Genomic DNA, 14,680 nt, shown 5'->3' on the forward strand with positions numbered 1-14,680 from the left:
TCTTTGACGCATGGCTGAAATCGTTCTCATGATCTGCGTATGAAGACGCTGCTGCTCGTGCGGCGGCTGTACGTGGACCTGCTCCGGTCGACCACGGCCAGCTGTCGCTGACCACTCCCGGAGCCCCGGCGCGCCCCGGCACGGCCTGATGTCCCGGGCGTTCGCCGTGCACCGCACGGTGGCGCATTTCCGCCCCCGCTCCGGGTCGAGTACTCCCTTTCTCCCCTCGCACCGCACCGCACCTGGAGCCGTCATGCCCCGCTCGCCCCGTCGTACCCGCCTCCCCCTCGCCGCCCTCTCCCTCGCCTCCGCCTCGGCCCTGCTGCTGTCGGCCTGCGCGCAGTCCACGGACGCCTCCAAGGACACCGGCGACACCGCCGCCAAGGCCGCCGCGGCCACCGGCAAGAAGCCCGCACCCTTCGCCGACGGCCCGGTCAAGGTCGCGCTGGTCCGGCAGAGCGGCGCCGGCGACTACTTCGAGCAGTGGGGCAACGGCGCCAAGGCCCAGGCCAAGGCCCTCGGCATCGACCTCACCGTCTACGACGCCCAGGCCGACAACGCCAAGCAGGCGACCGACCTCTCCTCCGCGATCAACTCCGGCGCCAAGGCGATCATCATCGACCACGGCTTCCCGGCGACGATCCAGCCGGAGATCGACAAGGCCGTGAAGAAGGGCGTCAAGGTCGTCGTCTACGACGTCGAGACCGCCACCAAGGGCGTCGTCTCCACCAAGCAGGACGACGCGAGCATGGCCAAGGCCGTCCTCGACGTCATGGCGAAGCAGGTCGGCAAGGACGCCAAGGTCGGTTACGTCAACGTCGCCGGCTACGCGGCCCTCGACAAGCGCGACACCGTCTGGAAGTCCACGGTCGGGGGCCAGGGCTGGAAGCAGGAGTTCAAGGTCGGCAAGGTCACCGACTCCACGGCCACCGACAACGTTCCCCTCGTCTCCGCCGCCCTCACCCAGCACCCCGACGTGGCGGGCGTGTTCGCCCCCTACGACGAGCTGGCCAAGGGAGCCGTCCTCGCCGTGCAGAACAAGAAGCTCCAGGACAAGGTGAAGGTCTTCGGCGCGGACGTCTCCAACGCCGACATCCAGGCCATCACCGCCGAGGGCAGCCCCTGGGTCGCCACCGCCGGCACGGACCCGTCCGCCGTCGGCGCCGCGGTGGTCCGCACCACCGCTCTGGAGCTGGCCGGTCAGCTGAACAAGACCTCCGTCGAGTTCCCGGCCGTCGCCATCACCCAGGACTTCCTGCGCGAGAAGAAGATCGCGAACATGGACCAGCTGCGCAAGGCGCTGCCCGCGCTGAACCTGTCGCAGGTCTCGACCGCCGACTGGATCGCGAATGTCGCCCACTGACACCGGCGCCGGGCGGGCGGACGGCGGCGGGAACGTCCCCGCCGTCCGCCTGCGGGACGTCAGCAAGTCCTTCGGCGGCAGGACGGTGCTCGCCTCCGTCTCGCTGGACATCGCGCCGGGCAGCGTGGTCGCGCTGCTCGGCGCGAACGGGGCCGGCAAGTCCACGCTGATCAAGATCCTCTCCGGGGTGCACGCCGACCACGGCGGCGAGATCCTCGTCGACGGCGCCCCGGCCGCCCTGCAGAGCCCCCTGGCCGCACGGCAGTTGGGCATCCAGACCGTCCACCAGCGCATCGGCGAGGGCGTGGTCCCCGGCCTCACCGTCGCCGAGAACCTCGTCTTCGAGGAACTGGCCCAGAGCCGCGGCAACCCGTTCCTGAACAGCGGCAGGCTGCTGGCCCGCGCCCGGGAGATCCAGGCCGGCCTCGGCCTCGACTGGAGCGACGCCGTCCTCAAGCGGGACGTCACCGAACTCGGCATCTCCGACCGCCAGTTGCTCATCCTGGCCCGCGCCCTCGCCACCCGCCCCCGCCTGCTGGTCCTGGACGAGCCGACCTCCGCGCTCTCCGCCGCCGAGGCCGAGCGCCTGTTCGCGCTCGTCGAGCGGATGCGCGACGACGGCATCGCGGTCCTCTACGTCTCCCACCGCCTCGGCGAGATCGACGCCGTCGCCGACCGCCTGGTCGTCCTGCGGGACGGCCGTCTCACCGAGGACCAGGTCCGCCCCTTCGACTGGGACGCCGCCCTGCGCGCGATGCTCGCCCAGGCCCACGGGGCGACCACCGCCCGCCCGGTCCGCGAGGGCGACCAGGGTGACGTCGTCCTCTCCCTGCGAGGCGTACGCCTCTTCGAGGGCCGCACCCCGCTCGACCTCGACCTGCGCACCGGCGAGGTCACCGGCGTCGTCGGTCTGCTGGGCGCCGGCAAGACCGAGCTGGCCCGCGGCCTCTTCGGCGCCGAACCCTTCACCACCGGCACGGTCGCCCTGGACGGCAGGCCGTACACGCCCCGCCGCCCCGCCGACGCCATCCGCGGCGGCGTCCACCTCGTCCCCGAGGACCGGCACGCCGACGCCCTCGTCCCCGGCTGGTCGGTGGCCCAGAACATCTCCCTGCCGTTCCTGAGGTCCCTGTCCCGGCTGGGCCTGATGAACACGGCCCGGGAGAACGCCCTCGGCCGCGCCACCGTCGACGCCCTCGGCGTCGTCGCCCGCGACGAGCACAGCACCGTCGAGGAACTGTCCGGCGGCAACCAGCAGAAGGTCGTCGTGGGCCGCTGGCTCGCCGAGACCCCGCGCGTCCTCATCCTGGACGAGCCGTTCCGAGGCGTGGACATCGGCGCCCGGCGCGACATCGGCCGCCGCGCGCGTGCCCTCGCAGCCGAGGGCGCCGCCGTCCTCGTCCTGTCCGCCGACGTCGACGAGGTCCTGGAGGTCGCCGACCGGGTCGTCGTGCTCGCCGCCGGAGAGATCCACCTCGACGCGTACGGCGCGGAAGCGGAACGCGACCGCGTCATCCAGACCATCTCGGCGTCCGTGTGACCCCGGCCCCCTGAGGAACTACGCCATGACCACCACCCAGAGCACGGAAGTCCCCACCAAGGCGACGCTCCCGCCCGCCGCCGGCACCGCCGTACGCGTCCAGAACGCCGTCATCAAGTACGGCTTCATCTTCGTCACGGTCGCGCTGTTCGCGTACTTCGCGCTGAGCGAGGGCTCCTTCCGCGAGTCGGCGACCCTCCTCGACACCCTCCGGTACGTCTCCGTCGCCGCCATCCTCGGCCTCGGCGTCACCCTCACCATGGCCGTCGGGGGCATGGACATGTCCGTCGGCGCGGTCGCCGGCCTCGGCGTCTCGGTCGCCGCCCAGAGCATGGTCGTGTTCAACCAGATCGGCACCGTCGCGATCCTCGCCGTCCTCGCGGCGGGCGCCCTCGCGGGCCTGCTCAACGCCCTGCTGATCGTGGTCATGAAGATCCCCGACATGCTGGCCACACTCGGCACCATGTTCGTCATCCAGGGCACCAAGCTGATCCTCGTCGACGGCCAGTCGATCACCCCCGGCATGACCCTGGAGGACGGCTCCACCGCCCCCGGCAGGTTCACCGCCGGTTTCCTGAAGATCGACCGGGGCACGGTCCTCGGCATCCCCGTCTCCGTCCTGATCTTCGGTGCGCTGACGGTCGCCGCCTGGGTCTTCCTCGCCCGCACCCGCTGGGGCCGCGTCTTCTACGCGATCGGCGCCAACCCCGAGGCGTCCCGCCTGGCCGGCATCCGCGTCGGCGCGTACCGCGCGCTGGCGTACGTCCTCTCCGGCGTCCTCGCCTCCGTCGGCGGCCTGATCCTCGCCTCACGCATCGGGCAGGGCGACGTGAGCGCCGGCACCTCCCAGCTGCTGGAGGCGGTCGCCGTGGCCCTGGTGGGCACGTCGGTCCTCGGCCGGGGCCGCCCCAACGTCTGGGGCACCGCCCTCGGTGCCGTCCTCATCGGCATCATCACCACGGGCCTGACCATCAAGGGCCTGCCGTACTACACCCAGGACGTCGTCGAGGGCGCGGTCCTCATCCTCGCCCTGGTCTTCAGCTTCACGTTGTCCAAGCGCCGTACCGCATAAGGGAGTTCACCGACCATGGGCTACCGCATCCTGGAGACCGACGACATCCCCGCGTACCTGCGAGAGCGGGGCCACTGGGAGGACACCGGCGACATCACCGTCCGCGAGGTCTCGGACGGCAACGTCAACCGGGTCTTCCTCGCCTCGAACCGCGACGGCAGCCGCAGCCTCGCCCTCAAGCAGGCGCTGCCCTGGGTCCGCGTCGCCGGCCCGTCCTGGCCGCTGAGCCCCGACCGCGCCGACGCCGAGGCCCGCGCCTACGAGCAGCTCGCGAAGGTCGCCCCCGACGAGATCCCCGGCATCCACGGCTACGACCCCGAGAACTTCGCCCTCGTCATGGAGGACCTCTCCGACCTGGAGGTCCTGCGCACCCTCCTCAACGAGGGCGCCTCCTACGGTCCGCACACCTCTCCGCAGATCGGCCGCCTCGTCGCCCGGCTCTCCTTCGCCACCAGCGACTTCGGCATGGACTCCGCCGACCGCAAGGCGCTGATCGCCGTCTCGGTCAACCCCGAGCTGTGCAGGATCACCGAGGACGTCGTCCTCTCCGAGCCGTACATCGAGCACGAACACAACCACTGGCACCCGGCGCTCGACGACCTGGCCGCCGCCTTCCGCGCGGACAGCGCCCTGCGCACCGAGGTCGCCGACCTGCGCCATGTCTTCATGACGAGCGCCCAGGCCCTCCTGCACGGCGACCTCCACTCGGGCAGCGTCATGGTCGGGACCCGCGACGGCGCCCCCGTCGTACGGGTCTTCGACCCCGAGTTCTCCTTCGTCGGCCCCATCGGCTTCGACCTCGGCCTGTACTGGGCCAACGCCCTCGTCTCCGAGGAACGGGCCCGCGCCCTCGGCACCCTCACGGACCACGGCGACCAGCTCCGGCTGTCCTGGGACGCCTTCGAGACCGAGTTCCGCCGCCTCTGGCCCACCCGCGTCGACACCTTCTTCGACGACGCCTACCTGGACCGCTTCCTGGCCCGGGTCTGGACCGAGTCCCTGGGCTTCGCCGGCACGGAACTCGTCCGGCGCGTCATCGGCTTCGCCCATCTCACGGACCTGACGACGCTGGACGATCCGGTCCCGGCGTCCCGGCGGGCCCTGCTGCTGGGGCGTGAACTGATAGTGCGGCGCGAGGAGTTGCGGGATGTTGCGGCCGTCCGGGCGGTCGTGGAGTCGAGTGCGGCCGGGTAGGGCTGAGCCGAGTGCGGGAGTGTTCGGGCCGCCCACCTCCCCTGCTTCGGCTGCGCGCAGTCGTGCCGCTGGGGCGATGGGGGCACCTCCCGCTCGAGCGAAGCCGAGAGTGGGGGAGGGTGGGCGCAGGCGGCGCCCTGTGAGCGCCGGGCCGCGTGATCCCGGCCGGGGCAGTTCCGGCGCCGGGTGCCGGACACAGAGGGGGCGGGCCCCGGTGCCGTATCGGCTCGGGGCCCGCCCTGGTGCGCCCGGTCCGGCCCCGGTCAGGGGGAGGGGCCGGACCGAGAGTCGGTCACTTCTTGTCGAGCAGGTCCTGCACCTTCGCCCGGACCTCGTCCGTCGCCAGGCCGCGTATGGTCAGCGTCGTCCGGCGGCGCAGGACGTCGTCGGACGTCTCGGCCCACTCGGTGTCGCGGGCGTAGACGACCTGCGCCCAGATCTCGGGGGCGTCCGGGTGGACGCGCTCGCCCAGCTCGGGGTTCTCGTTGGCGAGGCGGGCGATGTCGAAGGCCAGCGAACCGTAGTGCGTGGCCAGGTGGCGGGCCGTGTCGGCGCCCATGCGGGGGCCGGGCGCCGGGCGGTCGACGAGGAGGCGGTGGGCCACTGCGCGCGGGTTGGCGACGCCCGGCAGCGGCAGCTTCTTGGGGAGGGAGGCGACCGGCTCGAAGTCCTCGCCCAGCGGGTGGCCGGGGAGCGCCTCCAGCTTCTTCATGATCGTGCGGCCGATGTGCCGGAAGGTCGTCCACTTGCCGCCCGCGACGGACAGCATGCCGCCCCGGCCCTCGGTGACGACCGTCTCGCGCTTGGCCTTCGCGGTGTCGCCGGGACCGCCCGGCAGCACCCGCAGTCCGGCGAAGGAGTACGTGATCAGGTCACGGTCGAGCTGCTGGTCGCGGATGGAGAACGCGGCCTCGTCGAGTATCTGGGCGGTGTCCTTCTCGGTGACCGCGACATCCGCCGGGTCGCCCTCGTACATCTCGTCGGTCGTGCCGAGCAGCAGCATGTCCTCCCAGGGGAGGGCGAAGGTGATGCGGTACTTGTCGATGGGGGTGGCGAGCGCGGCCTTCCAGGGGGCGGTCCGCTTCAGGACCAGGTGCGCGCCCTTGGAGAGGCGGATCGAGGGGGCCGCGTCCGGGTTCTCCATCTTGCGCAGGTGGTCGACCCACGGCCCGGTCGCGTTCAGCACGAGCCGGGCGTTCACACCGAACTCGTCGCCGGACAGCCGGTCGCGCAGCTCGGCACCGGTGACCCGGCCGCGGGTGAACCGCAGTCCGGTGACCTCGGCGTGGTTCAGGACGACGGCACCCGACTCGACGGCCGCGCGGACCGTCATCAGGGCCATCCGGGAGTCGTTCATCTGGTCGTCGCCGTAGACGGCCACGGCCTTGAGGTTGTCGGTGCGCAGCTCGGGCACGTCCTGCGCGGCCTTCGACGGCGAGAGCAGATGCCCCACGCCGTCACCGAAGGCCGACAGCGCCGAGTAGGCGAAGACGCCCGCGCCGAGCTTCGCCGCGCCGTGCGGCCCGCCCTTGTACACGGGGAGGTAGAACGTGAGCGGGTTCGCCAGGTGGGGGGCCACCTGGCGGGACACCGCACGGCGTTCGAAGTGGTTCTCCGCCACCAGCTTCACCGCGCCGGTCTGCAGATAGCGCAGACCGCCGTGGAGCAGCTTGGAGGAGGCGGAGGAGGTGGCGCCGGCGAAGTCGCCGGCGTCGACCAGAGCCACCCTGAGCCCGGACTGCGCGGCGTGCCAGGCGGTGGAGATGCCCAGGATGCCGCCGCCGATCACGAGGAGGTCGTACGACGCCTTGGAGAGCTGCTCCCGGGTCTCGGCACGGCTCGGGTTCGAGCCGGACGCCGGGCGCGTCCCCAGGGCAGGCAGGGTCTGCAGGGTGGTCTGACTGGTCATGTCGGGTTATTACTCCTCATCAGAGCCGGTGTCGGAGCCGTCGAGGGCTCTGGCTCAGCTCTCGTCCTCGAGCCAGCCCATGGTCCGCTCGACGGCCTTGAGCCAGCTCTTGTACTCACGGTCGCGGGTCTCCGCGTCCATGCGGGGGGTCCACTCGGCGGCCCGCCGCCAGTTGGCGCGCAGTTCGTCGGTGCTGTTCCAGAAGCCGACGGCGAGACCGGCGGCGTAGGCGGCGCCGAGGCAGGTGGTCTCGGCGACCATCGGGCGCACCACGGGCGCGTCGAGGAAGTCCGAGAGGGTCTGCATCAGCAGGTTGTTGGAGGTCATGCCGCCGTCGACCTTGAGGGCCGCGAGCTCCACGCCCGAGTCCTTGGTCATGGCGTCCGTGATCTCACGGGTCTGCCACGCGGTGGCCTCCAGGACGGCGCGCGCGAGGTGCGCCTTGGTGACGTACCGGGTGAGACCGGCGATCACACCGCGGGCGTCGGAGCGCCAGTACGGGGCGAACAGGCCGGAGAAGGCCGGTACGAAGTACGCGCCGCCGTTGTCCTCGACCGAGAGCGCCAGCGTCTCGATCTCGGCGGCGGTGGAGATCAGGCCCATCTGGTCGCGCATCCACTGCACCAGCGAACCGGTGACGGCGATCGAGCCCTCCAGCGCGTAGACCGGCTTCTGGTCGCCGATCCGGTAGCCGACCGTGGTCAGCAGGCCGCTGTAGGAGTTGATGATCTTCTCACCGGTGTTCAGCAGCATGAACGTGCCGGTGCCGTACGTGGACTTGGCCTCGCCCTCCTCGAAGCAGGTCTGGCCGAACAGGGCCGCCTGCTGGTCGCCGAGCGCGGAGGCGACCGGGATGCCGCCGAGCAGGTCGCCGAGGCGGCCGCCGGTGACCTCGCCGTACACCTCGGCGGAGGAGCGGATCTCGGGGAGCATCGACAGCGGGACACCGATCGACTCGGCGATCTTCTCGTCCCACTGCAGCGTGTGCAGGTTCATCAGCATGGTGCGGGAGGCGTTGGTGACGTCGGTGTAGTGCTTGCCGCCGTCGACACCGCCCGTCAGGTTCCAGATGACCCAGGAGTCCATGGTGCCGAAGAGGATGTCGCCGGCCTCGGCGCGCTCGCGCAGGCCCTCGACGTTGTCGAGCAGCCAGCGGGCCTTCGGGCCGGCGAAGTACGACGCCAGCGGCAGGCCGGTCTCGCGGCGGAAGCGGTCCTGGCCGACGTTGCGGCCGAGCTCGCGGCAGAGGGCGTCGGTGCGGGTGTCCTGCCAGACGATGGCGTTGTGGACGGGCTCACCGGTGTTCTTGTCCCAGAGCAGCGTGGTCTCGCGCTGGTTGGTGATGCCGATGGCCTTGATGTCGTCACGGGTGATGCCGGCCTTCTCGACGGCTCCGGCGACGACCTCCTGGACGTTCGTCCAGATCTCGGTGGCGTCGTGCTCGACCCAGCCCGGCTTCGGGAAGATCTGCTCGTGTTCCTTCTGGTCGACGGAGACGATGCGCCCGTCGCGGTCGAAGACGATACAGCGGGACGAGGTGGTGCCCTGGTCGATCGCGGCGATGAAGGGGCCGGCGGTGTGGGCGTCGGTCACGGTGTGCTCCTGAAAGGTCGACTGGTCAACGGGCTGTACGTACGGCGCGTGCTGAGCGTTCCGCGGGACGGGCCCGCGGAACGGCGGCTCAACGTGTTTCTCAGGCGAATGCGACGTTGTAGAGGCCTGCGGCGATGGCGGCACCGATCAGGGGGCCGACCACCGGGACCCAGGCGTAGCTCCAGTCCGACCCGCCCTTGTTGGGCAGGGGCAGCAGGGCGTGCACGATGCGCGGGCCGAGGTCACGGGCCGGGTTGATCGCGTAACCGGTCGGGCCACCGAGGGACAGACCGATGGAGACCACGACGAGGGCGGTGATCAGGGCGCCGAGCGTGCCGAGGCCCTTGCCGTCGCCGTTCAGGCCCTGCGTCAGGACCGCGAGGACGAGCACGATGGTGCCGATGACCTCGGTGGCGACGTTCTGCCAGGCGACGCGGACCTCGGGGCCGGTGGAGAAGATGCCGAGCACGGGGCCCGCACCCTTCTCCCGGGCCTCGACGGACTTGGCCGGGGCCGGCTCGCCGACGATCTCGCGGTCGGTGAGGTGGGCGTGGAACTGGCCGTAGTAGGCGACCCAGACCAGCGCCGCGCCGATCATGGCGCCGAGCAGCTGACCGCCCCAGTAGATCGGGACGTCGCCCCAGGGGATGCCGTCCTTCTTCAGCGCGAGCGCGAGGGTGACGGCCGGGTTGAGGTGGGCGCCGGACAGCGGCGCGGAGGTGTAGACGGCCGTCAGAACGGCGAAACCCCACCCGAAGGTGATGGCGAGCCAACCGGCGTTACGGGCCTTGGAGGCCTTCAGCGTGACGGCCGCGCAGACGCCGCCGCCGAGCAGGATGAGTAGGGCGGTACCGATGGTCTCGCCGATGAAGATGTCGGAGCTGGACACCCGCGACTCCTTTGTCCTTCGTCCAGGGGGAAAGAGTTCGGCCCATGGCGTTGTCACACTCTAGCGCGTATTGCCGGTAGGTGTTCGACAATGTCGACCGATGGACGGGAGTCTTGCTCGGTGTCTGAGGTGCGTCAAGAGCTCTGTTGTCTAAAACGCGATCGTTATTGATCGAACGGGCCCATCGATCTTGAAACTGCTGCTCAAGGGCACTGTGAGCGACCGCGCGGGGGCCGGACGGGCGGGCGCGGGACGCGCGCGCACACGGCGAGGGCCGGGCCACCCCGCGGGGTGGCCCGGCCCTCGCCGTGTGCGTGGACGGGCAGCGGTCAGAACCGGGCGGCGCCCAGGTCCCGCGACACCGCGCGGGCGCAGTCCCGCACGGCCGCGACCAGCTCGGGGCGCGGCTCGCCCGCGCGGCACAGCCGCTCCACGGCGCCGGTGATGCCGACCGCGCCGACGGGCATGCGTCGGCGGTCGTGGATGGGGGCGGCGACGGAGGCCACGCCCTCCCAGGTCTCCTCCACGTCGGCCGCGTACCCCCGCGCGCGGGTGAGGTCCAGAACCCCCTCGAAGTCCTCCAGGGCGTGGACGGTCCGGTCCGTGAACGGCTTGCGCTCGGCCTCCAGGACCTCGCTGTGCGCCACCGGGTCGTACGCCGCGAGGACCTTGCCGAGGGCCGTGGAGTGCAGGGGCTGCATGGCGCCTATCTCCAGGACCTGCCGGCTGTCGTCGGGCCGGAAGACGTGGTGCACGATCAGCACCCCCTGCTGGTGCAGTACCCCGAGATGGACGCTCTCGCCGCTGGAGCGGGCCAGGTCGTCCGTCCAGACCAGCGCGCGCGCCCGCAGCTCGTGCACGTCCAGGTACGTGGTCCCCAGCCGCAGCAGCTCCGCACCCAGCTGATAGCGCCCGGAGGCGTCGTCCTGCTCGACGAACCCCTCCTGCTGGAGCGTGCGCAGGATGCCGTGGGCGGTGCCCTTGGCGAGGCCCAGCGACGAGGCGATGTCCGACAGGCCGAGCCGCCGTTCGCCGCCCGCGAGCAGGCGCAGCATCGCGGCCGCCCGTTCGAGCGACTGGATGTTCCGTGCCATCGCCGTCCTGCCTCCGTCCCCTTCGGCCGCCGTACGCGACTGAACTTCCACCGTTCGGCAATGCCGAACACTACCGGTCGTTGCCGACCTCCCGCTAATGGCCGTCAACAGCTTTTCGGACACGGTCCCCGCGCGGGGCCACCCCTGTGCCCGTCCCGTGTCCCTCCGGTGCGCCTTCGGCGACCCTGTGATCGAGAGGTGTACGTGTGGTGTCGGAGCGGTGTCCGGCGTTGATCGCGTCGTCGGAGTAAACCGCACTCGGCCGTGTACGCCACGCCCGTCCGCCCCGTGGACCGCCCTGACCATCCGGGGCTCTCCGGGCTACCCTTGCGGCGTGCGGCCTCCCCGGGAGGCCGCAAAGCCGACAGCCGTCGCACTCCAGGGAGCAGCTCCATGGCCTCGTTGCCGAACCCGTCCCCCTCGTCCGCCGCCGCCGGCCGGGCCCGATCCGACGCCCTGCGCGAGGCCCTCGCCACCCGAGTGGTGGTCGCCGACGGCGCGATGGGCACGATGCTCCAGGCGCAGGACCCCACCCTGGAGGACTTCCAGCAGCTGGAGGGCTGCAACGAGGTCCTCAACGCCACCCGCCCCGACATCGTCCGCTCGGTGCACGCCGCGTACTTCGACGCGGGCGTCGACTGCGTGGAGACCAACACCTTCGGTGCGAACCTCACCGCCCTGGGCGAGTACGACATCTCCGAACGTACCGCCGAGCTGTCCGAGGCGGGCGCCCGTATCGCCCGCGAGACGGCGGACGAGTACACCGCACGCGACGGCCGGCCGCGCTGGGTGCTGGGCTCGATCGGCCCCGGCACCAAGCTGCCCACCCTCGGCCACACCACCTTCACCGCCATCCGGGACGCCTACCGGCAGAACGCCGAGGGCCTGCTCGCGGGCGGCGCCGACGCCCTGCTCGTGGAGACCACCCAGGACCTGCTGCAGACCAAGGCGTCCGTCATCGCCGCCCGCCGCGCGATGGAGACGGCCGGCTACGACGTCCCCCTGATCGTCTCGGTGACGGTCGAGACCACGGGGACCATGCTGCTCGGCTCGGAGATCGGCGCCGCGCTCACGGCACTGGAGCCGCTGGGCATCGACATGATCGGCCTGAACTGCGCGACCGGCCCCGCCGAGATGAGCGAGCACCTGCGCTATCTGGCCCGCCACTCCCGCATCCAGCTGTCCTGCATGCCCAACGCCGGCCTGCCGGTGCTCACCAAGGACGGCGCCCACTACCCGCTGACCGCCCCCGAGCTGGCCGACGCGCAGGAGAACTTCGTCCGCGAGTACGGCCTCTCCCTGATCGGCGGCTGCTGCGGCACCACCCCAGAGCACCTGCGGCAGGTCGTCGAACGCGTCCGCGACCTCACGCCCACCGTCCGCGACCCGCGCCCCGAGCCCGGCGCCGCCTCGCTCTACCAGACGGTCCCCTTCCGCCAGGACACCTCGTACATGGCGATCGGCGAGCGGACGAACGCCAACGGCTCCAAGAAGTTCCGCGAGGCCATGCTGGAGGCCCGCTGGGACGACTGCGTGGAGATGGCCCGCGACCAGATCCGCGAGGGCGCCCACATGCTCGACCTCTGCGTCGACTACGTGGGCCGCGACGGCGTCGCCGACATGGCCGAACTCGCCGGCCGCTTCGCCACCGCCTCCACCCTCCCGATCGTCCTCGACTCCACCGAGGTCGACGTCATCCGGGCGGGTCTGGAGAAGCTCGGCGGCCGCGCGGTCATCAACTCCGTCAACTACGAGGACGGCGACGGCCCCGAGTCCCGCTTCGCCAAGGTCACCGCCCTCGCCCAGGAGCACGGCGCCGCGCTGATCGCGCTGACCATCGACGAGGAGGGCCAGGCCCGCACCCCGGAGAAGAAGGTCGAGATCGCCGAACGCCTCATCGACGACCTCACCGGCAACTGGGGCATCCACGAGTCGGACATCCTCATCGACACCCTCACCTTCACTATCTGCACGGGGCAGGAGGAGTCCCGCAAGGACGGCATCGCCACCATCGAGGCGATCCGCGAACTCAAGCGCCGCCACCCCGAGGTGCAGACCACGCTGGGCCTGTCCAACATCTCCTTCGGCCTCAACCCGGCCGCCCGCATCCTCCTCAACTCCGTCTTCCTGGACGAGTGCGCGAAGGCGGGCCTGGACTCGGCGATCGTCCACGCGAGCAAGATCCTGCCCATCGCCCGCTTCAGCGAGGAGGAGGTGCAGACCGCCCTCGACCTCATCCACGACCGCCGCGCCGAGGGCTACGACCCCCTGACGAAGCTGATGGCTCTGTTCGAGGGCGCCACCGCCAAGTCCCTGAAGGCCGGCAAGGCCGAGGAACTGGCCGCCCTCCCGCTGGAGGAGCGCCTCAAGCGCCGCATCATCGACGGCGAGAAGAACGGCCTGGAGGCCGACCTCGACGAGGCCCTGCAGACCCGTCCCGCCCTCGACATCGTCAACGACACCCTGCTGGACGGCATGAAGGTCGTCGGCGAGCTGTTCGGCTCCGGCCAGATGCAGCTGCCGTTCGTGCTGCAGTCCGCCGAGGTCATGAAGTCGGCGGTGGCTCATCTGGAGCCGCACATGGAGAAGTCCGACGACGAGGGCAAGGGCACCATCGTGCTGGCCACCGTCCGCGGCGACGTCCACGACATCGGCAAGAACCTCGTCGACATCATCCTGTCCAACAACGGCTACAACGTCGTCAACCTCGGCATCAAGCAGCCGGTCTCCGCGATCCTCGACGCGGCCAGGGAACACCGGGCCGACGTCATCGGCATGTCCGGCCTCCTGGTCAAGTCCACGGTGATCATGAAGGAGAACCTGCAGGAGCTGAACCAGCGGGGCCTCGCCGCCGACTACCCGGTCATCCTCGGCGGCGCCGCACTGACCAGGGCGTACGTCGAGCAGGACCTGCACGAGATCTACGAGGGCGAGGTCCGCTACGCCCGCGACGCCTTCGAGGGCCTGCGCCTGATGGACGCGCTCATCGGCGTCAAGCGCGGTGTCCCGGGGGCCGTCCTGCCCGAGCTGAGGCAGCGCCGGGTCCGGGCCGCGGCCGGCGTCACCGCGGTCGAGGAACGCCCGGAGGAGGGCCACGTCCGCTCCGACGTCGCCACCGACAACCCGGTCCCCGCGCCCCCCTTCCGGGGCACCCGCGTCATCAAGGGCATCCAGCTCAAGGAGTACGCGACCTGGCTCGACGAGGGCGCCCTCTTCAAGGGTCAGTGGGGACTGAAGCAGGCCCGCACCGGAGACGGACCCACCTACGAGGAGCTCGTCGAGACCGAGGGCCGGCCCCGGCTGCGCGGGCTGCTGGACCGGCTGCAGACCGACAACCTCCTCGAAGCAGCCGTCGTCTACGGCTACTTCCCCTGCGTCTCCAAGGACGACGACCTGATCATCCTGGACGACGACGGCAACGAGCGGACCCGGTTCTCCTTCCCCCGCCAGCGCCGCGGCCGCCGGCTGTGCCTGGCCGACTTCTTCCGCCCGGAGGAGTCCGGCGAGACCGACGTGGTCGGCCTCCAGGTCGTCACCGTCGGCTCCCGGATCGGCGAGGAGACCGCCAAGCTCTTCGAGGCCGACTCCTACCGCGACTACCTCGAACTCCACGGACTGTCGGTGCAGCTCGCCGAGGCCCTCGCCGAGTACTGGCACGCCCGCGTCCGCTCCGAGCTGGGCTTCGCCGGGGAGGACCCCGCCGCGATCGAGGACATGTTCGACCTCAAGTACCGGGGCGCCCGCTTCTCCCTCGGCTACGGCGCCTGCCCCGACCTGGAGGACCGCGCCAAGATCGCCGAGCTGCTGGAGCCCGAGCGGATCGGCGTCCGGCTCTCGGAGGAGTTCCAGCTCCACCCCGAGCAGTCCACCGACGCGATCGTCATCCACCACCCCGAGGCGAAGTACTTCAACGCGCGGTAGTCCCCGCCCGGCCGGGCCCCGGGCGGCCCCCGCGCCACGTCGTGGCCGGTCGCACCCCCCGCCGGGTCCGGCACCACTGCTCCGCGAGGCGTTCCTCCGCGCGGC

At 71.2% G+C, this 14,680-nt stretch carries 9 protein-coding genes; 5 read left to right on the forward strand and 4 right to left on the reverse strand.

What is annotated here, in order from left to right:
* Positions 1-253: 253 nt before the first annotated feature.
* From SCAB_RS35045 to mtnK, 4 genes are read left to right on the forward strand one after another with little or no spacing between them, the layout of a single operon-like run.
* Positions 254-1,363, forward strand: coding sequence for a substrate-binding domain-containing protein (locus SCAB_RS35045; RefSeq protein ID WP_041670015.1), 1,110 nt, complete (start codon positions 254-256; stop codon positions 1,361-1,363).
* A complete protein-coding gene (locus tag SCAB_RS35050) occupies positions 1,350-2,903 on the forward strand; it encodes a sugar ABC transporter ATP-binding protein (protein WP_013004852.1) in 1,554 nt (517 codons plus the stop codon). The genes SCAB_RS35045 and SCAB_RS35050 overlap by 14 nt, the downstream gene beginning before the upstream one ends.
* Before the next feature lie 25 nt (positions 2,904-2,928).
* Complete coding sequence (locus tag SCAB_RS35055; RefSeq protein WP_013004853.1) at positions 2,929-3,975, forward strand: ABC transporter permease; 1,047 nt, start codon at positions 2,929-2,931, stop codon at positions 3,973-3,975.
* Between the two features lie 15 nt (positions 3,976-3,990).
* Entirely contained in the window at positions 3,991-5,169 is a 1,179-nt protein-coding gene (gene mtnK / locus SCAB_RS35060; protein ID WP_013004854.1) for an S-methyl-5-thioribose kinase, read from the forward strand.
* Between the two features lie 292 nt (positions 5,170-5,461).
* Here the strand turns inward: mtnK and SCAB_RS35065 are convergent, their stop codons facing one another.
* From SCAB_RS35065 to SCAB_RS35080, 4 genes are all read right to left on the reverse strand, one after another.
* Positions 5,462-7,078, reverse strand: coding sequence for a glycerol-3-phosphate dehydrogenase/oxidase (locus tag SCAB_RS35065; protein ID WP_013004855.1), 1,617 nt, complete (start codon positions 7,076-7,078; stop codon positions 5,462-5,464).
* A gap of 54 nt (positions 7,079-7,132) precedes the next feature.
* Positions 7,133-8,671, reverse strand: coding sequence for a glycerol kinase GlpK (gene glpK / locus SCAB_RS35070; RefSeq protein WP_013004856.1), 1,539 nt, complete (start codon positions 8,669-8,671; stop codon positions 7,133-7,135).
* A 100-nt stretch (positions 8,672-8,771) separates the two neighbouring features.
* Positions 8,772-9,560, reverse strand: a complete 789-nt coding sequence (locus SCAB_RS35075) for an MIP/aquaporin family protein (protein ID WP_013004857.1) — start codon at positions 9,558-9,560, stop codon at positions 8,772-8,774.
* 329 nt (positions 9,561-9,889) lie between these two features.
* The gene (locus tag SCAB_RS35080) at positions 9,890-10,654 is read right to left on the reverse strand and encodes an IclR family transcriptional regulator (protein ID WP_013004858.1); all 765 of its coding nucleotides are present in this window, start codon (positions 10,652-10,654) and stop codon (positions 9,890-9,892) included.
* 393 nt (positions 10,655-11,047) lie between these two features.
* Here SCAB_RS35080 and metH point away from each other — a divergent pair, with 393 nt between their 5' ends.
* Positions 11,048-14,575: a methionine synthase gene (metH, locus tag SCAB_RS35085; protein ID WP_013004859.1), complete on the forward strand. Its 3,528-nt coding sequence runs from the start codon at positions 11,048-11,050 to the stop codon at positions 14,573-14,575.
* Positions 14,576-14,680: the final 105 nt, after the last annotated feature.

This window comes from Streptomyces scabiei 87.22 (genome assembly GCF_000091305.1).
GTDB lineage: Bacteria > Actinomycetota > Actinomycetes > Streptomycetales > Streptomycetaceae > Streptomyces > Streptomyces scabiei.